Source organism: Labrenzia sp. CP4 (genome assembly GCF_001579905.1).
In the GTDB taxonomy this organism is placed as follows: domain Bacteria; phylum Pseudomonadota; class Alphaproteobacteria; order Rhizobiales; family Stappiaceae; genus Roseibium; species Roseibium algicola.
This window is the reverse complement of the sequence record NZ_CP011927.1, coordinates 5,158,920-5,182,845: the sequence shown is the minus strand read 5'-3', so window position 1 is coordinate 5,182,845 and position 23,926 is coordinate 5,158,920. Positions and strand designations below refer to the sequence as shown.

17 protein-coding genes and 1 tRNA gene are annotated in these 23,926 nt (G+C 57.7%); 11 read left to right on the top strand and 7 right to left on the bottom strand.

Going from position 1 to position 23,926, the window contains the following annotated elements; all coding sequences use genetic code 11:
* Nucleotides 1–6 precede the first annotated feature (6 nt).
* Complete coding sequence (locus tag ACP90_RS23725) at nucleotides 7–252, bottom strand: DUF6460 domain-containing protein (protein ID WP_006940008.1); 246 nt, start codon at nucleotides 250–252, stop codon at nucleotides 7–9.
* 298 nt (nucleotides 253–550) lie between these two features.
* On the opposite strand from ACP90_RS23725, the gene ACP90_RS23720 reads away from it, so the two are divergent.
* From ACP90_RS23720 to ACP90_RS23710, 3 genes are all read left to right on the top strand, one after another.
* The gene (locus ACP90_RS23720) at nucleotides 551–1,246 is read left to right on the top strand and encodes a CoA transferase subunit A (protein WP_023002182.1); all 696 of its coding nucleotides are present in this window, start codon (nucleotides 551–553) and stop codon (nucleotides 1,244–1,246) included.
* A gap of 13 nt (nucleotides 1,247–1,259) precedes the next feature.
* Entirely contained in the window at nucleotides 1,260–1,889 is a 630-nt protein-coding gene (locus ACP90_RS23715) for a CoA transferase subunit B (RefSeq protein WP_023002181.1), read from the top strand.
* Nucleotides 1,890–2,274: 385 nt separating this feature from the next.
* On the top strand, nucleotides 2,275–4,443 hold the full coding sequence (locus tag ACP90_RS23710) for an EAL domain-containing protein (RefSeq protein ID WP_062491925.1): 2,169 nt from the start codon (nucleotides 2,275–2,277) through the stop codon (nucleotides 4,441–4,443).
* 28 nt (nucleotides 4,444–4,471) lie between these two features.
* Here ACP90_RS23710 and ftsH read toward each other — a convergent pair whose 3' ends face one another.
* From ftsH to ACP90_RS23685, 5 genes are all read right to left on the bottom strand, one after another.
* Nucleotides 4,472–6,298: an ATP-dependent zinc metalloprotease FtsH gene (ftsH, locus tag ACP90_RS23705; RefSeq protein ID WP_062490390.1), complete on the bottom strand. Its 1,827-nt coding sequence runs from the start codon at nucleotides 6,296–6,298 to the stop codon at nucleotides 4,472–4,474.
* A 116-nt stretch (nucleotides 6,299–6,414) separates the two neighbouring features.
* Entirely contained in the window at nucleotides 6,415–8,103 is a 1,689-nt protein-coding gene (locus tag ACP90_RS23700; RefSeq protein WP_062490389.1) for an iron ABC transporter permease, read from the bottom strand.
* A 274-nt stretch (nucleotides 8,104–8,377) separates the two neighbouring features.
* Entirely contained in the window at nucleotides 8,378–9,421 is a 1,044-nt protein-coding gene (locus ACP90_RS23695) for a Fe(3+) ABC transporter substrate-binding protein (RefSeq protein WP_055657594.1), read from the bottom strand.
* Nucleotides 9,422–9,690: 269 nt separating this feature from the next.
* Nucleotides 9,691–10,383, bottom strand: coding sequence for a DUF4336 domain-containing protein (locus ACP90_RS23690; protein WP_082809955.1), 693 nt, complete (start codon nucleotides 10,381–10,383; stop codon nucleotides 9,691–9,693).
* A 26-nt stretch (nucleotides 10,384–10,409) separates the two neighbouring features.
* The gene (locus ACP90_RS23685) at nucleotides 10,410–15,128 is read right to left on the bottom strand and encodes an ATP-binding protein (protein ID WP_062490386.1); all 4,719 of its coding nucleotides are present in this window, start codon (nucleotides 15,126–15,128) and stop codon (nucleotides 10,410–10,412) included.
* Between the two features lie 261 nt (nucleotides 15,129–15,389).
* On the opposite strand from ACP90_RS23685, the gene ACP90_RS23680 reads away from it, so the two are divergent.
* From ACP90_RS23680 to ACP90_RS23650, 7 genes are all read left to right on the top strand, one after another.
* On the top strand, nucleotides 15,390–15,776 hold the full coding sequence (locus ACP90_RS23680; protein WP_031269792.1) for a phasin: 387 nt from the start codon (nucleotides 15,390–15,392) through the stop codon (nucleotides 15,774–15,776).
* 366 nt (nucleotides 15,777–16,142) lie between these two features.
* Nucleotides 16,143–16,661 (top strand): phasin, encoded by a 519-nt coding sequence (locus tag ACP90_RS23675; protein ID WP_023002171.1) that lies wholly within the window; start codon nucleotides 16,143–16,145, stop codon nucleotides 16,659–16,661.
* A 226-nt stretch (nucleotides 16,662–16,887) separates the two neighbouring features.
* Nucleotides 16,888–16,964 (top strand) — tRNA-His (locus tag ACP90_RS23670).
* Between the two features lie 271 nt (nucleotides 16,965–17,235).
* A complete protein-coding gene (locus ACP90_RS23665) occupies nucleotides 17,236–19,494 on the top strand; it encodes a P-loop NTPase fold protein (RefSeq protein WP_062490385.1) in 2,259 nt (752 codons plus the stop codon).
* Between the two features lie 569 nt (nucleotides 19,495–20,063).
* Nucleotides 20,064–20,822, top strand: coding sequence for an SDR family oxidoreductase (locus ACP90_RS23660; RefSeq protein ID WP_062490384.1), 759 nt, complete (start codon nucleotides 20,064–20,066; stop codon nucleotides 20,820–20,822).
* A 254-nt stretch (nucleotides 20,823–21,076) separates the two neighbouring features.
* Nucleotides 21,077–22,153, top strand: coding sequence for a bifunctional DNA-binding transcriptional regulator/O6-methylguanine-DNA methyltransferase Ada (ada, locus tag ACP90_RS23655; protein WP_062490382.1), 1,077 nt, complete (start codon nucleotides 21,077–21,079; stop codon nucleotides 22,151–22,153).
* Complete coding sequence (locus tag ACP90_RS23650; protein ID WP_062490381.1) at nucleotides 22,150–22,902, top strand: 2OG-Fe(II) oxygenase; 753 nt, start codon at nucleotides 22,150–22,152, stop codon at nucleotides 22,900–22,902. The genes ada and ACP90_RS23650 overlap by 4 nt, the downstream gene beginning before the upstream one ends.
* A gap of 77 nt (nucleotides 22,903–22,979) precedes the next feature.
* Here the strand turns inward: ACP90_RS23650 and ACP90_RS23645 are convergent, their stop codons facing one another.
* Nucleotides 22,980–23,174 (bottom strand): hypothetical protein, encoded by a 195-nt coding sequence (locus ACP90_RS23645; protein WP_023002166.1) that lies wholly within the window; start codon nucleotides 23,172–23,174, stop codon nucleotides 22,980–22,982.
* Between the two features lie 249 nt (nucleotides 23,175–23,423).
* Here ACP90_RS23645 and ACP90_RS23640 point away from each other — a divergent pair, with 249 nt between their 5' ends.
* On the top strand, nucleotides 23,424–23,912 hold the full coding sequence (locus ACP90_RS23640; protein WP_062490380.1) for a hypothetical protein: 489 nt from the start codon (nucleotides 23,424–23,426) through the stop codon (nucleotides 23,910–23,912).
* The last annotated feature ends 14 nt before the right edge of the window (nucleotides 23,913–23,926 follow it).

The following is a 23,926-nucleotide window of genomic DNA, read 5'->3' as shown; positions in this document are numbered from 1 at the left end:
GAAATGTCATCCCGCTCGCGGTGGCCGGATCAGGTAGATGACCAGCCAGATAGGCACGACGATGAAGGCGCCCAGGATCATGTTGGGAATGGCCCAGTCCCGAAACTCCAGCAGATAGATCCAGAGCTCCAGAGGACTCATGCCGACCGAGCCCAGAATGTCCTGCGCGGTGATGTTCACGAAGGAAAGACCCGCGCCGACGAGCAGCGAGATGACCGCGATCTTGAAGAATGTCGACAGAAACGGGAACACGGTGCGTAGTGTCTCTCAGTAGGCTCAAGGTATCCGGTGCGCTGGAGAGTGGCGGTAACGCTCCGCGAACGGTGCTCAATTCTTGCCATTAAGGATTTACAAACCATAAACAACTTGCTGGAAACCGCCCAAAACCGCGCTGCAACGGCAGTTTGGCGTCGGGCAACGCGATGCAAATCGATTAAGTGACGGGCCATTCATGTTTTTCGCTGCAACGCGGGAAAGAGCTCTTGACCCGGTCGAACCAAGCGGCGAATGTGCGCCTCACGCATGTAGCGGTCTTAAACGGGAGTGAAACATGAACAAAATTTATCCGGACGCAAAGGCCGCCCTCGAGGGGCTGACCTTTGACGGCATGACGGTGATGGCCGGCGGGTTCGGCCTCTGCGGCATTCCGGAAAATCTGATCGTGGCGCTCCGGGATTCCGGAGCCAAGGACATTACGGCCATTTCCAACAATGCCGGTGTCGATGACTTTGGCCTCGGTCTTCTGCTGCAGACCCGCCAGATCAAGAAGATGGTTTCGTCCTACGTGGGTGAAAACGCGACCTTTGAAAAGCAGTACCTGAACGGCGAGCTTGAGCTTGAATTCAACCCTCAGGGCACGCTGGCCGAACGCATTCGCGCAGGTGGCGCGGGCATTCCGGGCTTCTACACCAAGACCGGCGTCGGTACGCTGATTGCCGAAGGCAAGGAGCACAAGGACTTCAACGGCGAGACCTACATCATGGAAACCGGCCTCGTGGCCGATGTGTCGCTGGTCAAGGCCTGGAAGGCCGACAAGGAAGGCAACCTGATCTACCGCAAGACCGCGCGTAACTTCAATCCGATGATGGCAACCGCCGGCAAGACCTGTGTCGTGGAAGTCGAGGAGATTGTCGAGATCGGTGAACTCGATCCTGACAACATCCACACCGCCGGCATCTTCGTCGACCGCATCATCGTCGGCAGCCACGAAAAACGTATCGAAAAGCGCACCACGCGCGCAGCCTGAGGGAGAAAACATCATGGCCTGGACTCGTGATGACATGGCAAAGCGTGCCGCGCAGGAACTGGAAGACGGCTTCTATGTGAACCTGGGCATCGGCATTCCGACGCTGGTATCCAACTACATTCCGGAAGGTGTCCATGTGACCCTCCAGTCGGAAAACGGCATGCTCGGCATGGGCCCGTTCCCGACTGACGACGAGGTTGATGCAGACCTCATCAATGCCGGCAAGCAGACCATCACCGAATTGCCGCAGACCAGCTACTTCTCGTCTGCCGACAGCTTCGGCATGATCCGCGGCGGTCATATCGACCTGTCGATCCTGGGTGCTATGGAAGTGTCCGAGGGCGGCGATCTCGCCAACTGGATGATCCCTGGCAAGATGGTCAAGGGCATGGGCGGCGCGATGGATCTCGTCGCCGGCGTCAAGCGCGTGGTGGTGATCATGGATCACACCTCCAAGGCTGGCGACCCCAAGCTTCTGAAAGAATGCTCGCTACCGCTTACCGGCGTGAAATGCGTTGATCGCGTGATCACCAATTTCGGTGTCTTCGATGTTGTCGAAGGCGGCCTGAAAGTGGTTGAACTCGCTGACGGCGTAACGCTGGATGAGGTCAAGGAAAAGACCCAGGCAACGCTTCAGTCATAAGGCAGGATGCGCGCTTCGGCGTCGTTTTAAATCAAGGTGCCTGCGGTCCCGCAGGCACCTTTTTTCATGGCCGCTTCACCCAGCTCGTCGATTTTTCAATAAAAACAGACTGTTTGAACGTGTCGCAGGCGCAATTTGTCCCGAATTGGAACCAATTCGTAGAATTGCCGAGGAAATTTCCAAATCCGTTAATAGATCGATTTGCGATTAATCCGCATAAATCAAGCATAGATAACCCGTTATCCTTTAAAAGCCGGGAAAGACGATTTCCCGGCTAAAGAACAGATCAGTGTTTACGCGATCTGGTCGCCGGCATTTACCTTCTTCAATCCACCTTCAAGACTTGTTCTGTATGGTGTTCAGGTATTCGCAAGGGGTGTTTGGCGTGCCTGGAACGCATGGGGCTGTCTCAAAGCTGATAAAAGTCCTGTCGACCTGGCTGCCCAGCCTGCGCACCCGCTTTGTATTGCTGGTGGCCGGCCTGTTTCTGGCGCTCTCGGTCGTGATGATCATGGTGGCGAGCTACCTGGACCTGCGGGACGAGGAGCAAAGGGTGGTTTCGGACGCGCGAGCCATCGGGGCGACCGTCAGCCGACTGGCCGTACCGCATCTGACCAACCACCACTATCTGATCCTTGAACAGGAACTGGAAAGCATTGCCGGCAGCGGTGTGGTCGATCTGGCGCAGGTTCACGATCCTGCGCGTGCGGTCACTATCGACAGCGATCCGGACACAAGCTACTTCGACGAAATGGACCAGCATCCGCTGATCACGCTGTCGCTGCAAACCGGGCTCGATCAGATCCGCCAGACCGGAGACAGGATCGAAATAGCCTTGCCGGTGCGCGAGACGGCAGACAGCCCGGTTCTCGGGGTTGCGCTGGTGTCGGTCAAACGGCTTCAGGCCAACGGCATGCTGTTCGCCATCTGGGGACGGAACATCGTCATCACCCTGGTGCTCCTGATATTCTGTGTTCCGGTGACGTTTCATTTTGCGGAAAATTTCGTCCGGCCGATCAAGGCGCTGACCCAGACCGCCCACACGGTCAGTGCCGGCAATTTCGACGCGCCTTTCCCAGTCGAACGAACGGATGAGATCGGTGTTCTCGCCCGCGCCTATCGAGACATGGTCGGAACCATTCGGAACAACATGGCCCGCATTCACGAGCTTGCCTATGTGGACCCGGTCACGCGACTGCCGAACCGGGAGAGCTTCCGTCAGCACTTCAATTCAAACATGCAGCTTGCGGACGGCACGCCGGTCCGGATGGCCGTTCTGTTTATTGACCTTGATCGCTTCAAGCGGGTGAATGACAGCTACGGACACGATCATGGCGACGCACTGTTGAAGGAAGTGGCGGCGCGGCTGCAGCGCTTGCTGAACTCCTCGGACAAGGTTGCGGCAGGCAAGACGGCTTTTTCACCACTTGTCGCCAGGCTCGGCGGTGATGAGTTTGCCATCGTCCTGCCTGCTGAAAAGCCCATGTCCAACGTCTACACACTCGCGGATCAACTGGTGCAATGCGTCGAGCAACCGCTGGAAATCAACGGTCTGACAATGGCCGTTGGGGCCAGCATCGGCGTCTCGACCTATCCGGATGACGGCGAGGATTACACCGCTATCCTGAAGAACGCGGACATTGCCATGTATGCGGCCAAGCGAACCGGCGGCAACCGTGCATGCTTCTTCAACGAGATCGAACGCGATTCCCGCTCTCACGAACGCATCCGTCTGGAAGCGGAACTGAAACGGGCCCTTCTGGCAGACGAGATCACCATCGCCTTTCAGCCCAAGATCGACTGCGCCACGTTGAGGGTGGTTGGTGCCGAAGTGCTGGCCAGGTGGGACCATCCCGAACGTGGCCTGTTGGCACCGGGATGTTTCATCGATGTTGCCGAAGAAAGCGATCTGATCACGCGCCTGGGTGACAGGGTGCTGGAACTGGCCTGCCGACAGGGGCGGGTCTGGCTCGATCACGGCCAACGTTTGCCGCTGGCCGTGAATGTTTCCATTCGCCAGCTTGAAAAGCCGGGCTTCACCGCCCGCGTCCTCGACATTCTGGAGATCACGGGCTTTCCGGCCGAGCTGCTGCAGCTCGAGGTGACGGAGACCGTTGCCATGGGGGATCCGGAGCGAATCTCGGAAGCGGCAAAGCCGCTTCTGGAAGCCGGCATTACCTTTGCGATAGACGATTTCGGCACTGGCTATTCAAGTCTGGCGCATCTTCAGCGTCTTCCGTTCAACACCTTCAAGATCGACCGAAGTTTCATCAGTGGTCTCGCCGATGACCATCACAGCCGCTCGATCGTTCAGACCATTCTGGCAATGGCTAAAAGCCTCAGTTACGAGGTTGTCGCCGAAGGCGTCGAAACGGAAGAACAACACGTTTTCCTGGCTGAGAACGGCTGCACGACTGCGCAAGGCTTCCTGTTCGCGCGGCCGATGCCGGTAGAACATTTCGAAGCCTGGTCGAAGGCATTTCTGATGGATGGCAACCATCCGCGCCTGGCCGCCGGAGCACAGCCGAAAGGTGGCAGCACGTTTGCCGCGTAAGGCAATTCGACGTTGACACGAACCGGCCTTACTCCGCCGCCTCGGTCTTCCGGCGTTCGGCAAGGGGGCGGATTGCGGGGAAGTCCTGATCGGTCAGCGTTTCCTTTGCAAGCAGCAATGAAGCCCCTTCGTCCAGTTCGCCGCGATGGCTGTTCAGGAGCGCCTTGGCGCGCTGGAAGGCGGCTTCCACCCTTTGCTTGATGGCAAGGTCGATCTCCCGCTGGGTCTGTTCGGAAACCTCGGCAACGTCTCCGGCAGGCTGGCCGAGAAAGTTCTGGCGCTGGGTGGCATAGGCGCGATTGCCGAGGTCGGGATCCATGCCGTATCGCATGACCATGTCGCGGGCGACTTCGGTCACTTTCTGCAGGTCGTCGGAAGCGCCGGTAGAGATCTCGTTGAAGACAATCTCCTCAGCCGCCCGGCCGCCCATCAGAACAGCCATGCGGTTTTCCAGGTCGAGAGCGGACAACAGGAAACGATCCTCGGTCGGCCGCTGCATCGTGTAGCCGAGCGCGCCGATGCCGCGCGGGATGATCGAGATCTTGTGCACCGGATCACAGCCTTCCAGGTTGGCGGCAACCAGGGCATGGCCCATTTCGTGGAAAGCGACGGTTTTTCGTTCCTTGTCCGACAGGATCCGGCTGCGCTTTTCCAGTCCCGCAATCACCCTCTCCACTGCCTCGTTGAAGTCCAGCAGGGTAACGGCATCCGCCTGCCGACGTGTTGCCAGAAGGGCCGCCTCGTTGACCAGCGTCGCTAGGTCGGCGCCGGAGAACCCTGCTGTCAGCTGGGCAACCTGATCAAGGTCTATGTCTGCGGCGAGCTTGATCTTCTTCACATGGACATCGAGGATCGCGCGCCGGCCGATCTTGTCCGGTCGGTCGACCAGCACCTGCCGGTCGAAGCGCCCGGCGCGCAGGAGGGCCGGATCGAGGATCTCCGGCCGGTTCGTCGCTGCCAGCAGGATAATGCCGCTGGACGGATCAAACCCGTCGAGCTCGGTCAAAAGCTGGTTGAGCGTCTGTTCCTTCTCGTCGTTGGTGCCCATCGGGCCGGCTGCACGCGCCCGGCCCAGTGCGTCCAGCTCGTCGATGAAGATGATGGCAGGGGCGGCCTTTCGGGCCTGCTCGAAGAGGTCGCGCACTCGTGCGGCGCCGACGCCTACGAACATCTCCACGAATTCGGAGCCGGAGATCGAAAAGAACGGCACACCGGCTTCACCGGCTACGGCGCGCGCCAGAAGCGTCTTGCCTGTGCCCGGAGGGCCAACCAGCAGGATGCCCTTGGGCACATGTGCCCCCAGACGGCCATAGGAAGCTGGTTCCTTCAGAAAATCGACAATCTCCTTCAGTTCCCGCTTGGCTTCATCCACTCCGGCGACATTCTGAAAAGTGACTTTCACGTCCTTTTCGACAAACACCTTCGCCTTTGACTTGCCGACCGTCATCATGCCGCCAAGACCCTGTTTTTCGGCAAACCGGCGGATGAAGAACATCCAGAGGCCGAACAGCAGCAGGACCGGCAGCACCCAGGAGAGGATGTCGCGAATGAAGGTGTTCTGGACGACGCCGGTGTATTTGACGTCGTACTTGCTGAGTTCGTCGGCGAGCGGAACCTCGACGCGCGTAGTGACGAAATACTGCTTGCCGTCCTTCAGTTCCGCCTTGAACTTGCCTTCGATGAAGTTCTCCTTGACGGCGATCTCCTCGATCTTTCCATCCTTGAGGTACTGCTCGAACTGGCTGTAGGGGATTTGCTCGACGGTCTTGTAGGTGGTCCACCAGCTTTGGAACATCAGCACCAGCATCATGGCAATGAAGGCGTACCAAAGGTTTATCTGGTGTTTCTTTTCCATCGTGAAACTGTCCCGGCAATTGTCTGAACTATGCCGCCATTGACGCGGTTCGCCCGGAGGCTGTCAAGGCACGAGGTGGGCGTGAAGCGGGGGCGAGGTGGCATGGCTGCCCTGGTTCAGACGACCGGCTCCAGTTGCCGCTTGGACGTTTGCGTGCGGAAGGACGAGGCGCTGGAACGGGCGAGATAGATGACCGGGATGAGACCGACCAGAACGATGGCAAGCGAGGGCAGGGCCGCTTCGCCAAAGGCTTCGCGCGAGGCGGCCTCGAACACGGTCGTTGCCAGGGTTTCGAAATTGAACGGACGCAGGAGAACCGTTGCCGGCAGCTCTTTCATGCAATCTACGAAGCTGAGCAGGGCTGCGGACAACAGCACCGGCTTCAGGATCGGCAGGTGGATCTGCGTCAGGGTCTGACCGCTGTTGCGGCCGAGCGTGCGTGCCGCCATGTCGAGATGAGGTGTGATCCGGCCGAAACCACCTTCGACCTGGCCGTAGGAAACTGCAAGGAAGCGAACCACATAGGCAAACACCAGGCCGGTGCCGCTCCCCAGCAGTAGCAGGCCGGTATTGATACCGAACCAGGCTTCCATGCGGGCATCCAGGAAATTGTCGAAGCCGGCCAACGGCACCAGAATACCGATGGCGAGAACGGTGCCCGGAATGGCGTAACCGATCGAGGCAAGCCGGACGGCAAACTTCAATGGACCCCTGGGGTTGAGACGCAGGGCATAGGCCAGGGCAACGGAAATGAGCACGGTGATCAGCGCTGCAATGGCAGCGAGGCTGAGGCTGTTCCAGACAGCATCCAGAAATCCGCTGTCCCAAAAACCGTCCAGGCGCCGGCTGGCCAGGTCTGCAAGCAGCAGGCCGGGAACCACAAAGCCGACAAAGACCGGCGCCAGGCATAACAGCAACGCAAGCGCAGCCTGCCAGCGTCCAAGTTCGAAGCGTGTCGGCGGCCGGTGCTTGGAGCCGCCGCCGCTGTCGAAGCGCTGTTTGCGCCGCCCGAACCGTTCCAGCCACAATAGCAGGAACACCATCACCAGCATGGCCAGCGCGAGCTGGGCTGCGCCACCGAGGCTGGAACGGTGCAGCCAGGTGTCATAGACGGAAAAGGTCAGGGTCTTCACGCCGAAGAATGTCACCGCGCCGATATCGTTGAGGCACTCCATCAAGGCAAGCGAGATGCCGATGACGATGGCAGGGCGTGCCAATGGCAGGGCGACACGAAAGAACAGTCCGTAAGGCGAAGCGCCAAGGGTACGCGAGACATCCAGCGTCGAGGCGGACTGGATCAGAAAGCTCGCTCGGGTCGTCAGATAGACATAAGGGTAAAGCACCGCCCCCATGACGAATATGGCACCGCCCAGTGAGCGAATTTCGGGAAACCAGTAGTCTCTGGACGTCTTGAAACCGAAAAGCGTGCGGATCAGGCTCTGGACCGGCCCGGTATAATCGAGCACTTCGACATAGGCGAAGGCGACGATATAGGTCGGCACCGCAAGGGGCACCAGAAGGGCCCAGTCGAGGACCTTTCTTCCCGGGAAATTGCACATCGTCACCAGCCAGGCCGTGGCAACGCCGGTGATGCCTGTGGTCAGGCCGACCCCGAGCATCAGCAAAACCGTCGTCTGCAGGGAGCCAGGCAGAACCGTTGTCAGAAGGTGGCCCCAGACTTCGCCCGTCGGCGTCAGCGCGATCCACACGATCGCCGCCAGTGGCAACAGCACCAGCGTGGCAATCGCCAGCGATGCAATTTGCCAGAAACGGTCAGCAAAAGTGAGGGTGGGCGTGCGCAGCAAGGCCAGTCATTTCTTTGAGAATGGTTCGCAGGAAGCTCTATAGGCAAAACCCGGAAAATGCAAAAGCCAAGAGACCCCGAGGCGTGACCATGGCATCCATGCCGTTGAGGATCGGATCGACGTCACCTCTGAATTTTGTCGACAGGGAACGGCATGGATTGCCGGATCAAGTCCGGCCATGACGGGCCCCAGAATGGTTTGAAAGTCCGCCTTGCTTGCTCTCAACAGAAAAGCGCCGCAAAATGCGGCGCCCGTCTTTTTTGTTGATATGGCCTCAGGAGGCCGGACCGTCATCAAAGCCGACTTCGTCGATCAGCTCGCTGGCGGTCTTGCGGTTCTTGGCAATGTCGGCAAGTGACAGGGTGTCTTTCTTGAACTCGCCCCAGCTTGCAACGCGCTCGGAAACCGCTACGCCCGGCTTGACCGGATATTCATGGTTGGTTTCGGCGTAGATCTGCTGCGCTTCATCGGAAGACAGGAACTCGATCAGCTTGACCGCATTGTCCTGGTTCGGTGCGTTCTTCGTCAGGATGACGCCGGCAACATTCACGTGGCTGCCACGGTCGTCGGTGTTCGGGAACAGGATGCGGACGCTGTCAGCCCAGGTCTGCTGTTCCGGTTCCTTCTCGTTGGTCTGCATCAGGCCCATGTAATAGGTGTTGCCGAGTGCGATGTCGCATTCGCCGGCGAAGATGGCCTTGACCTGGGCGCGGTCGTTGCCGGCAGGCTTGCGGGCAAGGTTGTCGCGAACGCCTTCAAGCCACTTTTCGGTTTCTTCCGCACCATGATGGGCGACCATCGAGGCGACCAGTCCGACGGTGTACACATGCTGACCGGAGCGGGTGCACAGGCGGCCCTTCCACTTCGGATCGGCAAGTTCCTCATAGGTGATGCTGTCCTGGTCGACGCGTTCCTTGGAAGCGTAGATCACGCGGGCACGGTTGGTCAGGCCGATCCAGTGGCCTTCCGGATCGCGGAATTCTGCCGGAACGTTTGCATTGACGATTTCAGAAACAACCGGCTGTGAAATGCCGAGCTGCTTGGCACCGTCCAGGCGCCCGATGTCGACGGTCAAGAGAACGTCGGCCGGAGAGTTGGCGCCTTCTGCCGCAATACGCTCGCCCAGGCCTTCAGCCGCAAAGACCACGTTGGTCTTGATGCCGGTTTCCTTGGTGAATGCGTCGAGCAGCGGCTCGATGAGGTAAGGCTGACGATAGGAGTAGATGTTCACTTCCCCGTCGGCAAATGCGGGTGCAGCGGTAAGGGTTGCCGAAGACAGCAGGGCAGCGCCTGCCAGGATGCGGAAAGTGGAATTCATGTAACTCTCCCGTTGATATGGTTCTTGTTGCTCGGACGCGGGGTCCGAAGCTTGCCGGGAATATGTCGTTAGCAGGGCTTCAAGTCAATAAATCTAGCAAAATCAATACTTTAGAATGATTCAAAACTAACTGGAGGATTGCATTCCACTATTTTACCGAAAACCGGTGAGAATACAGGAGTTTAAGACTCGACTTTAGGTCTGATGGTCATTGAAGCTTGCTTCGAAAGGCTGATCACGAACGCGTTACCGCCTGGCGCGAAAAACTGTCACACCCAGGCAAGCGCCTGCCGCAGAAAGGCTGTGCCATTGCCTGGCTGCCAGACGCCGTGCGCCATAATCACCCTTTCCGGTGACCAGGCAAGGATCCTGTCCCGGCAGCTTCGAGCCTTTCGGCGGTCGAAAAAGCTCAGCCGCCATTCCAGAGGCGCATAGCCCTTGCCTTCGACAATACCCCATAGACCGGCAATCCAGCGCTGCCAGGGTTTCCAGTGCCGGTGCAAAAAACCTTGCGAGAAATGCTCGCTGAGATCGGCCAGGATGACGGTTGCCGAGGGCCGGTGCAGAAACACCAACTCGTCCATCACCGGAGAACCGGAAAAGCGCACCATGTCGATGGCGCCTTCGAATGCATCTGGCACCGCTTCGTCCAGCGCCGGTTCGAAGGCGAGATCCGTACGCTTGGCAATGGTGCTCTGTGGTCCCCAGAGCCTGGCTTCCGGCCACGCCGCCTTCCAGTCCTGCAGAAAGAGATGGTGGATCTTGTTGGGACTGACGAGATGTGCCGGGGTTCCAAGGGCATCGATCTGCTGCCGGACCGCAGGCGTCAAGGCGATGGGTGACCAGACCCACAGCTTGCCGGACGGCAGGCGAATGATCACACAGCGGGTCGGGTAACAAAATCCGTAGAAGGAGACAGTGTCCCCTTCAAGGATCCAGATATTGCTGTCGACTTCAACCAAGGCGCTCTCCTGTCGGGAGCCCGGCATTACTCCGAAAGCACCCGCTGTGTCGGGAAGATGATTTCCACCAGGGTGCCCTGATCCGGCGTGGAATCTATATGGAAGCTGGCCCGGTTGGCTTCCACCAGTGCCTTGGTCAGCGGCAGGCCAAGCCCGGTTCCACCGCCGCGGCTGGAGGTATGCAGTTGCCGGAACGGCTCAAGCGCCGCAGCCAGCTGCTTGGCTGTCATGCCGGTGCCGGTATCGCGAACTCGCAGCGCGACTTCGCCGTTGCTTTCCAGCGCCGTCGACAGGATCACCTGCCCACCGGACTTGTTGTATTTGATCGCATTGGACAGAAGGTTCAGCACGATCTGGCGCAGAGACCGCGGGTCAGCCACGACATCGGGCACGGATTCCGGCAGGCTGGCACGGATGATGACACGCTCCCGGTTGGCCTGCGGCTGCATCAGGGCAACGCATTCGTTGATGACGTCGTTGGTCGAGACGGCGGAGAACTTCAGATCCAGCTTGCCCGCCTCGATCTTGGACAGGTCCAGGAGATCGTTGATCAGGCTCATGATGTGCGAGCCGGATGTGCGGATATCCTTGAGATAGTCCTTGTAGCGGTCATTGCCGATCGGGCCGAAGCGCTCTTCCATCATGACTTCCGAAAAGCCGATGATCGCGTTCAGCGGGGTGCGGATTTCGTGACTGATCTTCGCCAGGAAATCGGACTTCTGAGAGCTGGCGTTTTCAGCCTGGCGCTTGGCCTGGGTCAGCTCTTCTTCTGCCGTCTTCCATTGGGTGATGTCGCGCAGCACCGCACAGTATTTGACGTCGTCCTTGTTGCCGCTGATCCGGCCGATGGTCATGAACAGCGGGATGAGCCCGCCGGTCGGAACCTTGCCAAGGACTTCGCGGCCATCGTTCAGGATCGAGGCAACACCGTTGCGCGACAATCCGTCCAGATAGTCGGCCGCCGCCCGGTGGCTTTCGGGCGCCAGGAAATCCGTGAAGGGCGCTCCGATCATGTCGGACCGGTTGGCGCTGAAAAGCGCCTCCGCGGAGCCGTTCACTTTCAGGATCGTGCCGTTCTGATCAAGCACGAGAACGCCGTCGGTCGCCGTTTCCAGAATGGTGTCCATCTCGGCGATCTGGTTTCGCGCGCTATCAAGTTCCGAGCGGACTTCCGCAAAGAAGTTCGGCGAAGACGGAGCAGCGGTCGCAGGTGTCGGCTTGGCCTTGCGTTCGGTGATGGAAATCATCAGACCGCGCGTGCCGTTCCACGGAACGGAATGCATATGAGCGTCGACATTGAGGACACCGCCATCCGACAGGCGCATCTTCATGGTCTCGTCGACTTCACCATCCATGCCTTCGGCGTCCGGCAGCTCTTCCGCATCGTCGATGAAGAGTGCTTCCAACCCGCCGGCCTCGGAGAGCGCGGTGATGGACTTGTAGCCAAGCATGCTCAGCAGCGCCTTGTTGGCGTAGAGAACTTCCCGGTCATGGGCAATGGCGATGCCGATGGGCAGGCGGTCCAGGAGGCTCGGGTCGATAGGGCCGGCTTCCGGAACTTCGGGCGGCAGCTCTTCGACCGGTTCCACCGGATCGGGCGCATCGAAATCTTCAAGGTCGCCCTCCAGCCGTGCTCCAAGGGCTTCGGCGATCTTGCGGAAGGCCTGACGTTCGGGCCGGGAAAGACCGGAGGTATCCACCGGAACAACGCGCGGTTTCACCGTTGCGAGCGGGATGACCTGGCCTGTCGGTTTCGGTTCGGCCGGCTCATCGGCGTCGGCGGTTTCGGCAGCCTTGTCCTCGCTCTCGAAGGCAGCGGTTTCTTCGAAGAACTCGCGCTCTTCAGCCGCATCGTCCGTTTCCAATGACGCAGCCACGGCTTCGATCTCGCGGTCTTCCTCCTCAACAAGATCGAAATGGGTGTCTTCAAAGGCAGGCTCGGGCTCGAACAGATCTTCGTCGCCAGCCGAAGCCTCATCGGTTCCCGTTTGCTGGTCCTCGTCACTTTCGGCAGTTGCGACGGCTGTGGACGACATGTCGTCGTCTTCCGGGGCCGTGGGGTCTTCTTCTTCCTCAAAGAGGTCGCGAGACTTCTTTTCCGCCTCTTTGTAAGCCTTGGCGAGCGACTTGACCGCGCTTTCGATTTCAGCCGGTTTCAGCGCCGCTGGCCCGGAGATACCGGTTGGTTCGACACTCGCTGGAGTGGGCACTGCAACGGCTGTGGTGGTGTCCCCTGTCTCATCACCGGTCAGCTCGTCGCTCGCAGCATAGTTCTCACTGTCGGCGTCCGCTTCGTCTTCGTCTGCCAGTTCAGTGTCATCATCATCGATGGCGGTGTCTTCGCTTGCTGTGTCGCTGACCTCGTCTTCAGGGTCTTCGTCATCAGCTACTGCATCGGCGTCATCGACGACTGTATCCGGCGCATCGTCCGTTTCGTCGGTTGCAGTTCCGGTGTCCGCAGCGCTTTCACTGTCCTGAGGAACGGTTTCATCGCTGCCGGAGACGGGCTTGTCTTCGCCAGTCTCCGGAACGTCGCTTTCCTCGGGAAGAGCTTCGTCTTCCGGTGCATCTTGCAGACCGAATTCCAGGGCCTTGAACTTGCTGTCGAGAGCTGCGCCGGGCAGATCGTCGAAATCCCTGTCGGCATCCGGGGCAACGTCCTCTGGAGACGTGTCGGTTTCAAGGTGTCGGGTATCCGCCTTGGCGGGCGCGTCTGCCTTTACCGGCGGGTCTGCCGGGCGCTGCGGGGCCTTGCCGGTGAACTTTGCCAGGGAGCCGACGAGAGCAGCCGCACTTGCGCCAAGAAAGGTCTTGCCCGCGAAAGAATCCGGTTTTGCCGGCTTCAATTCCGCAAGCTTGGCTGCTGCCTCCGCGGTTGCCAGCTGCTCTGCTGCGTCTGGTGAACCAGCTTCATCGGTACCAGCCTCACCAGTCGATGTATCTGTTGTTTCATCACCTGTTTCAGAGCGGACGTTTTCATGTCCGTTGTCATCGCCCGCGGTGGCAATGTCGTCTTCCACCTCTGGCGCCACGGGCACGTCGGCAGCTTCGGTGCCGGGCGTGTCTTCCTGCAGCGTTGCAGCGGCGTGGGTGGCTTCGTCTTCCGCAAGTGTGTCGCGTCCGGTTTCGTCCCTGTCAGTGTCAATGTCAGTGTCGGATGCTCCGACAACGGCCAGCGTCGGGCCGGAGGGCTGGCTGCCATGCTCGGGCACGGCATCTGCGGTCCGGCAAACTCCGAAGCCGCGATAGCCTTCGAATTTCCGGTTCCGGTCAAAGGCGGGCAGGGCGGCCATGTCGACAGGTACGCGCAGGTCCGCACCGGAAACCGGCCAGTCGATTGTCTTTCCGCTCCAGGTGTCGCGTCGGTCGAGTGCCCGCGCAATATGGCCACGGGGATCGAGATCGAAAGCGTCGGACACTTCCTTCCAGGTCAGACCGATAATGTCGGTTGAGGAAGGGCCAAGAACTTCGGCAAACTCGTCGGACAGAAAGGTGAAGCGCTGGTCGATGTCCATCTTCCAGGCAAAGCGCACAGGTCTGCGCCGTGGCTGAAAGACAAAGCCGTCCCCACCTTCCATTGCAGCGTCATCAGAAGTGTCTTCGGCCATGACTTTGGCGGTCGTCTCCTCAAGGACATTTTCCTCGAGGTCGATTTCTTCGAGGCCGTCGCCCTCTTCTGCATCGGCAGAGATGTCTTCTGCCGTCTCACCGTCGTCCTCTTCAATCTCCTCCAGGTCGGACAACGCAGCTTCAAGGTCCGCCTCTCCGGCATCCATCGGGGAGATATCGTCTGAGGTGACAACACCAGCGGCAATGGATTGCTCCCTGGCAGCCAGGTCGTCGAGGTCGTCCTCAACAGGTTCTTCAACGGGTGGGGCAGGGGCGGCCTGCGTTGCGGCCATATCGTCAGCGGTTTCAAACTCGTCTTCGTCGGCCCGTACCCAACCGGCGTCGTCCTCACCGATCCGGGAAGCTGTTTCCTCGTCCGCGGAGGAAGTCTCAGCGGCAACTGCGGCTCCGGCGGCAACGCCTGTGGCCAGCAGCCCGGCTTCAATCGCGGAGGCGTCCGCTTCTTGCGCGCTTTCAGGGCTTTCTTCCCCGGCTTCAGTGTCGGGATCGGCCAGAGGAAGGTTTTCCAGGACCACCAGCTTCTGGCTGTCGGTCACCTTCAGCACAACGCCCTCATGGAAGTCACCATCAAGTTCCAGAGGACCGAAAAGCGCCGTCTGTCCGTCCGGCAGGTCGAGGTCTTCCGGTGTTCCTTTCAGTTCACCAAAGCAGCCTTCCACCGAACCGGCATCTGTGACGAACACGGTGGCATCATCGGCACGCAGTATCTGTGCAAAAGCCGGCACCGCGTCTTTCGTCATGGACAGACCCTTGTCACCACAGACAATCAGGGCAGCGGCTTCACCGTTGTCCAGCTCGATACGCATGCACTGGCAGGTCAGCAGCATGACCCTGAGACCCCGGTAAAACCGCAGCCTGTCGATGCTGAACTTGTCTGTAGGGCCGGATTCGGCAATGCGGGCGATATGCGGACGGGCGGGTGAGCGCTCGAGCGACGTCAGGTTGGCCAGATCGGCTACGGACTGTGCGGAGAAAAAGGAAGCACCGGCAGCATTCGCCCATAGAATACGCGCCCCGTCGGCCGACCAGAGCCAGGCTGCCCTTTTGTCGGCGACAAGCTGAACCAGATCATCCATGGCAGTCAGTTCCAGGAATGATAGGGTTTGTTCGTCCATGGCTCTGCTCCAAACTGGTCTGCAACACCGGTTGACGGGTGCGTGGCGGCCGGATTTGCCCAAAGTGGTAAACACTCCGTTAATACAAGCAATCTCCAACACAGTCCACGTAAAGCAAGGTTGCTAAAGGGGTTACATGAAGGCGTGGTTAATCCGACCGGACAAGTTTGCCGGAATGCCATCGTCGTGTTACGAATTTTTGGCATGGAAGGATTTCAGGATACCTGCCTGACATCTTTCGTCGACCTGAGGAGCGCCGACATGAGCACAGACAAGACCGGTTTTGAAATTCCCGACCAGATGCGCGATTTCGCGGAAAAGAGCGTCGACCAGGCCCGCAAGGCCTTTGACGACTTCATGGGCGCGACCCACAAGGCAGTCAGCAATGCGGAAGACAGCGCGAATGCGGTTCAGGCCGGTGCTGCGGATGTGAACAAGAAGGCGCTGAACTATGCCGAAGAGCATGTCGATGCGGCTTTCAAGTTTGCGCAGGAACTGGTCAAGGCGCAAAATGTCGAGGACATGATGAAGCTGCAGCAGGACTATCTGCGCCGGCAGATGGAATCCCTCGGCGAACAGGCGCGCGAGTTTTCCAACTCGGCGACGAAGGCCGTTCAGGACGCGGCCAAGGCCACCCAGAAAAAATAATCTGGCCGGCACTTTTCCTTGCGCAGGGCGCCAGTGCCCCGCGCAAGGTGTCACAAGTGTTTCATTGAATATTTCCTGCTTTGGTTGTAATCTTTTTCCGGTCCTGATTGCCTGTTTTCGTCTTCCCTTGTCCAGCCAATGGCTTACCGACAAAGGGCTGCAGTCCGCTCCGCTTTTTGCGGAACGGAACCGACGAAACACCAGAAATCCCCGACGGCAAGTTTGTTGTGCAGTGCAAAAAAATGTTGCAATGCAGCACGGCATGCACTATGTAGTGTTTGCGGATGACGACAGGGTCCGCCGGCACACGTATCGGCGGAATGAACTTGCACCAATGATCGCATCCGGACTCAAGGAGATGAGATCATGACTGACACCACAACCACTGCTCCGGCAAAGCCGGCGCCGAAAGCTCGCACCACCAAAGCCAAAACCGCTGCTGCTGGTGTAGCTTTCCCTGACTTCGAGGCTTTTGCTATGCCGAAAATGGAAGTTCCGGCCATGTTCCGTGAAGCAACCGAAAAAGGCATCGAGAACGCTCGCGAAGCCTATGCAAAAGTGAAAAACGCTGCTGAAGACGCAACCGACCTGATGGAAGACACTTTCGAGACCTCCCGCCAGGGCGTTGTCGAATTCAACCACAAGGCCGTTGATGCTGCCAAAGCCAACGCCGACGCAACTTTCACTTTCGTGAAGGACATCATGTCTGCGAAGAGCCTGGCTGAAGCTATCGAGCTGCAGTCCACGTTTGCTCGCCAGCAGTTTGACGCTCTGAGCGCCCAGTCCAAGGAAATGCACGAACTGGCTACCAAGCTCGGTACCGACGTTTCCGCACCGGTCAAGGAAGCGTTCGAGAAGTCCTTCAAGGACATCAAGGTCAACTAATCCGGCATCCTGCCGTCCGCAGTCACCTGATTGCGGTTCGGCAGGGCCATGCCGATGACATCGGCAAACGGTTGTTATGCCCGGGGCAACGCTCCGGGCATTTGCTTTTCAACAGCTCGAAAATTTCCGCAAATTCCCGCTTGCGGGTTGGAAAAAACGAGTTTAGAAGACGCCCTTGCAAATGGCGGCACGGGTCAGTATGGTCCGCGTCACCTCACGCCTTTAAGCAGACGTAGCTCAGTTGGTTAGAGCGTCGGATTGTGGCTCCGAAGGTCGGTGGTTCGAATCCACTCGTCTGTACCATCCTCTAATCTATCTTTTTGAATTCAATAACTTATTGATATGCAAGACACTCTTGCGACCACTGCTACAGTGGGCGTCTGAACAACGTGTCTGGTCATAGCCGTATTTGCCACGCCCTCAATAGACAAAATTATCCCTGAAGCACATCCGTACATTTGGGACGTTTCTGACCAAGTGGCCTTGCCTCTAAAAACTCTGGGTACTTACACTCCAAGCGGGTGGAAGGTGAGGATTCGCGGCCTTGCAGAACTTGGAGGCGGAAGCTCGAAAAATGAGCACAAGTGATTTTGAAAAAAACAAGTTGAGCGCAGATCGACCGCTTACCGATGATGCAGATGACCGTTTCGGTTTTTCGATAGTCGCGAAGCCTCTTGCTGCGTCTGTCGTCTCGGCTGCTTCCAGCGCAGGTATGGTTATTGCCGTTGAGGGCAAGTGGGGTTCGGGAAAATCAAGCCTTATCAACCTCATGCATAAGGAGATTGATAAGACAGAAAATAAGAACGTGGCCGTTGTCCGTTTTGCGCCATGGCTCATTGGTGGCCGTGATCAGTATGTTTTCGCACTGACCGACGCGTTGGCGAAGGAAATTGAGCAACAGGTCTATGCGTGTAACGCTCCTTGGCAATCGTGGGCTGAAGAGAATGCACGTAAGAACGCAGAGCTGCTCCGGGAGTATGGGGCACAAGCAACAGATTTTCTGGGCCATGTAGCGAATTTGGGGTCGTTGGCGGTTCCTGTATTGGGGCCTATTGCTAAGGCCCTGGGCTTTACGAGCGATGTTTTAAAAAACGCAAAGTCAGATGTTACGATTGAGAAGCGTAAGCGCCAGATCAGCAAAATGCTGCAAGAGCAGAAACTACGATTTATTGTCTTGCTTGATGATTTGGATCGCCTGGAACCTGCTGAAGCAGTCGAAGTTTTGCGATTAATTCGTTCGGTAGTTGATTTCCCGAACGTGATTTACGTTCTCTGTTACGACCGAGATATTTTAGCTCACGCGGTTGAGGAGGGGCTGCGGGTAAAAGACGGCAAGGCATACCTACAAAAAATAGTTCAAGTCAGCTTCAGGGTACCACGACCCGAATCTTTCGATTTGAGGAGCTGGATCACAGATCAAGCCGTAGAGATCTATCAAGAGGAATTCCCTCAGCTAGACATTTCTTCCCCAGCAAGACGAGATGAAGAGCGGAACCTTCGAAGTTTTATCGATTATTTCGGGGGGCGAATGGAAACACCGCGCGAGGCGGTGATGATCCTAAATTCGATCCGGTTCCATTTTCCACCGGTTAAGGATCAGGTTCACTATCCCGATCTCGTATGCCTGCACATTCTCAAAGTCGTATGGCCAAAGCTATACGATTGGCTTGAGCGGTATATTGTCGAATGGTCAGTTGTAGCGTCGGGAGATGCGCAGTTGGGCGAAGGTGAAGCTGTGCGTTTCAGAGATGAGCTTCGGAAGCTGCTTAGCGACGATACCAATTTGGCGAGGAGTCAAATTTTCAAGCTGCAAGATCTGCTACCTGGAATTGGACTCAATTTTGACGATGATCTTTTCAAAGTTTTCGAGCCGCCGAGCCAGCAGATATTGCGAGAATTTGATAGACTTAAGCGTATCGGAAGTCCGGATCATTCTCGTTATTATTTTGCATTTGCGAACCCGCGCCTTGGTTTGAGTCAATTCGAAATTGATGGAGTCATTGAACTGGCTGGTCGTGACGTTTCAGGTTTGAAAGAGCGATTTCTGAATTTAGCAAGCGAACCACGGCCAATTAATGGAACATGGTTTGAATATCTGATTGACCGCTTGACACGATCGACACATAGCGATTGGAACGAAACGGTGCTCAACAATCTCGTTGTCGCACTCGCTGATATTGTCGACGATGTGAGCCAATCGCAGAACTTGCGTATGACGATAGGGAAATTGGATGTCAATGATCAAGTAGTTGACTTTGTGTACCAAATTCTCAGTGAACTACGACGCAGAAATCAAGACCTACACACAAACGTTTTGACACAGATCATCTCTGAGGGAGATTCTATCGTCTGGTTGCTTGATAGTTTCATTGACGGTGAGCTTCGTCGGCACGGTAAATTCGGCTCTAGACCAGAACCAGAAACCACGTGGTATCTAACTGACCAAGAAGTGGAGTCTGGTCAGCTTGAAATACTCCGTCGGCTCAAAACGGATATAGACCGGAGGCGTCTCTTCGAGAGTAATTCACTTGCATCGCCCTTGTTTAGATGGCGTGATTTTGCCGACGGGGACCTCGGCCCGGCCCGCGAATGGGTCAAGGAGTTCACTAAGTCAGACGACGACTTTGTGCATGTCATGGATAGGTTGCGTGGAACAGTCATGAGCAGCGATACTGGCATCAGCTATCCGTTTAGACGAAGTTATGTGGCGCCCTTTACGGATTGGTCACTTGCGCTAAAGCGCTTACGAAAGATCGCGGACGATGAACATTCGCCAGAAGAGCTGCGGAAACAGGCATCTGATATGTTGAACAATATAGATGAGTCAGACTGATGGGCGTGTTGAGAAGCTACAAAACGATTCCCATCTGGCGATCTTCGCAGGAGCCGCTCCCATCATTTCTAGAATGCACATTTCATTGCGCCTTCACTGTGGACTGTCCTTGAAAACTGCTACAGTGAAGTGCTACATTGTGATTGCAGTTGGTGAAATAAGTTATTGAAACATAAGAGAATAATGTTCTGACTAGGTGAATCCACTCGTCTGTACCATTTCCCTCTTCATTCGTTTTGAAACTGAATATGGTTCCGCGCAGGGCTCTCTTGCGGCCGGCGACATGATTTTCTGTATTGGGTATGCTGCAGCCGGATTGTCCGAAGCTGTTGAGACATAAGCCTTCACCATCAAATTCAGAACCACAGGCAGGAAGACTGTAACCGGGGCGGCAATCCCTGTTGTCTGCAAGCCGATCTCCAATGGCGCACACAGGCTGTCCCTGATCTTCAGCGATGGGTTCTCGGATTTGACAACAAGAAACGGATAGTTCGGCTCGGCCCGATCATGACACCTGTCGCTCGGAACCTGGCTTATGCCGGGTCCAATGACAGACAGGAGAAAACGTCATGGAACTCGAAAACAAATCGATCATCATCACCGGGGCAAGCAGCGGGATCGGGGCTGCTGCAGCGACCCTTTTTGCGGCCGAAGGAGCGAATGTCATCCTCGGTGCCAGGCGTTCCGCGGAACTTGAGGCTGTTGTGTCCAAAATCCGTGAAGCCGGCGGCACGGCCGTTTTCCTGGAGGGCGACGTCAAGGACGAAGGCTATGCCGCGGCACTGGTCGACCTCGCCCTGAAGGAGTTCGGGCAACTGGACGGTGCCTTCAACAATGCAGGCATTGTCGGGGCCATGGAGCCGGTCCCGGACATGGGTATCGGCAACTGGAACGAGGTCCTGACTGTCAACCTGACGGCGGCGTTTCTGGCTGCAAAAGCGCAGATACCGGTCATGAAGAAAACCGGCGGTGGCTCGATCGTCTTCACATCGTCATTTGTTGGTTTCAGCAACGCGGGCATGCCTGGCATGGGCGCTTACGCGGCTTCCAAGGCCGGTCTCAACGGCTTGGTGCAATCACTTGCCTCCGACCACGCCGCGGAGGGTATTCGGGCTCATGCCTTGATGCCGGGTGGCACAATTACACCGGCCGGCGGCGAAGGAAATCCGGACGTCTTGGCGTTCATTGCAGGTTTGCACCCCATGAAACGCATGGCCGACGCAAGGGAGATCGCACAGGCTGCGCTTTTCCTGCTGTCCGACCGCGCAAGTTTCATGACGGGCAGCCCGACGATTGTCGATGGCGGCATGTCCATTCGGCTGACCTGACCGGACGCTTTGCCACAAGGCGGGCAGCCGCCTTGTGGCAAATCCCGGACCGCCTGTTTCAGGCAACAGCGCCTTTTCAACAGACTTGAACGGAGCCTCCGCTCCGTCCCTTGCCTTGAAATTCAAATATGCCAGCGGCTCGGAAAACGGGTCGCTGAAGATCCCGATTTGAAGGTAAGGACCGGAGTGCACGGTCGTGAAGCCGGTGACAGGATTGGCGAAGTTGACGACAACAATTTCGGGAAGACGCACCAATGGAAGCCTTGAACGACAATCTGACCAAGCTGCCCCTGGCAGAGGACCCTCGATGGGCGCGTATAGCAGCCCGTGACAAGACCGCAGACGGCCAGTTCTGGTATTCGGTGTCGACAACCGGGGTCTATTGTCGCCCGTCGTGCCCTTCGCGCCTGGCCAATCCGAAAAACGTACAGCTTCACACCACGCTCGAAAGTGCCCGGGCGACCGGTTTCAGGGCGTGCAAGCGCTGCAAGCCGGAAGGCTTGCCTGCCGGTGCCGAGAATGCAGCAATTGTCGCAAAGGCCTGCCGCATCATTGAAGGCAGCGAAGAAGAGCCGTCACTGGATGATCTTGCTCGCTCCGTCGGTCGTAGCCCCAGCTACTTTCACCGGGTGTTCAAGGCGACAACCGGGCTCACGCCAAAAGACTATGCGTCAGCGCATCGGGCCAACAAGGTCCGTGATGGACTTGGTGCCGGCATAACGGTGACTGAGGCAATCTATGACGCAGGCTTCAATTCCAGCGGACGGTTCTATGAAAAATCCACCGGGATGCTGGGTATGACACCCACGCAATACCGTGCCGGCGGAGCCGACGAGGAGATCAGGTTCGCGGTTGGCCAGACGACACTTGGTGCCATTCTGGTCGCGTCCAGCAAGAAAGGCGTTGTGTCGATTCTTCTCGGAAGTGACCCGGGGGACTTGGTCCGGGATCTGCAGGACCGGTTTCCCAAGGCAACACTGCTTGGGGCGGATCGCGACTATGAAGGTCTGGTGGCCCGGGTGGTGGGCTTCGTCGAATGTCCAAAGATCGGTCTGGACCTGCCTTTGGATGTCCGCGGAACCGTCTTTCAACAACGGGTATGGCAAGCTCTTCAGGAAATCCCTGCCGGAGAAACGGTCTCCTATGCCGAGGTTGCCCGGCGTATCAAGGCACCCAAGGCATCACGGGCTGTTGCCCGGGCTTGTGCTGCCAACAAGCTCGCAGTGGCAATCCCCTGCCACCGTGTGGTTCGAACCAGCGGTGCACTTTCCGGCTACGCATGGGGTGTGGAGCGCAAGCGCGATCTCATCGAGAGGGAGAAACGGGCATGAGAAAGCTTACCGCCAACGAGGATCGTTCGGTTGCTTTGGCGACCTCTTTAGAGGCTCGGGTTGCCGGTTATGATTGGGCTGCTATCCACGAAGAGCTGAACGGTTTCGGCTGTGCCACGCTGCCTCAGCTCTTGTCGCCCGGGGAATGTCGTGCCCTTTCGTCGCTTTATACCGAGGAAGAACATTTCCGAAGCCATGTCGTCATGGCGCGGCACGGCTTCGGCAAGGGGGAATACCGTTATTTCAAATATCCGCTGCCGGATGTTCTGGGTGGATTGCGGACCGCCCTTTATCCCCGCTTCGCCGGTCTTGCCAACACGTGGAACGAGGCCATGGGCTTCGATCAACGATTTCCGGTCACCCATGACGCGTATCTGGAGCAATGCCACAAGGCGGGCCAGCTCCGGCCGACCCCTTTGTTGCTGCAGTATGGCGCCGGCGACTTCAACTGCCTTCATCAGGATCTTTACGGCGATCTGGTGTTTCCGATTCAGGTCGCGATTCTGCTATCGGAACCGGGCAAGGATTTCTCGGGTGGCGAGTTCTGCATGACCGAACAACGCCCGCGCATGCAGAGCCGCGTTGAGGTTGTCAGCCTGCGACTGGGGGATGCCGTGGCCTTTGCCGTTCACAACCGGCCTGTCCAGGGAACGAGAGGTAATTACCGCGTGAACCTGCGCCACGGCGTAAGCCGCGTGCGCTCCGGCACGAGACACACCGCAGGGATCATCTTCCACGACGCGAAATAGACACCTGCTCCGTGCTTGGGGAGCCCTCTTGAAGTTTGAGGGTACCTCGCAGCAGGTTGATAGCTGCCGAAGTGCGATCATGTCTTCCTGAAAGACTTGATGAGCAGGACAATGGCGCTGCAGCCGAGAAGGACGCCGGCGATGAAACACATCAATGGAGCCAGCAGGCCAAAGTCCGCCTTGAGCGCCTCGTAGTTCTGGTTGCCGTACTTGAAGAGGGCGGACGTCATCCAGAGGAACAATATTGCTGTGATCAGGCGGCCGTAGTTCATCCGTGCCCTATCGGTGTTTTGAATGGGAACGGAGTAACCCTTTTTCCGTTAAAGGTAAGTGTCGTTTCTCGGATAAAGTGTAGGCTGGGCTACAGGCAGAAGATACCAGGGGCGCTGATACGGTGAACGGATGGTCGGTTGGTTCTCCCAAGAAATCAGGTCTTTCTGACGGTTCACGGGCCGGGAGGCCGTTGTGTGTCATGCGGGACTCTGTCTGAATGAGAGCACCTGATCTCTAAGGAGCATGCAATGTCCTATCATGATGCCCCCGGCCTTGGCCGCCGTCTGGTCCGTTTGCCCGGTCAGCTGCTTCTGGCGCTCGTGAATGCGACGGCACTGCTCGTCATTGCAGCCTGCGTGCTGTCGCTCCTTGTGTTGAACAGGGTCGATACAGCGGGCGAACGTATCGCCGGCAATGTGACAGAAGCCGCGCTCGCCCGGTTGCAGGTCTCTCCGGGTGAATTCAAGGCCCGGATCGAAGCGCTTGACGGCAAGATCACCACGCTTGCTGCGCAACTCTCTGATCCCGACCTCAGGGATCATTGGGAAGTGGCGCAGCAACTGAAGGAACTCAATCGGAACCTTGCCGACATCAGGCTGGCGGCCGTTGGTCTGAGCGCTGCCGGTCCGGAAATCACCGACACCGCTTTCGAACAGGCCGGCGACATGCTGACCAGTGCGCTCTACACCTTGCGGGGGTGCGAGACGGCGCTAGAGGACAGCGAGCCTTCGAGCTGAGCATGTTTCTTTTC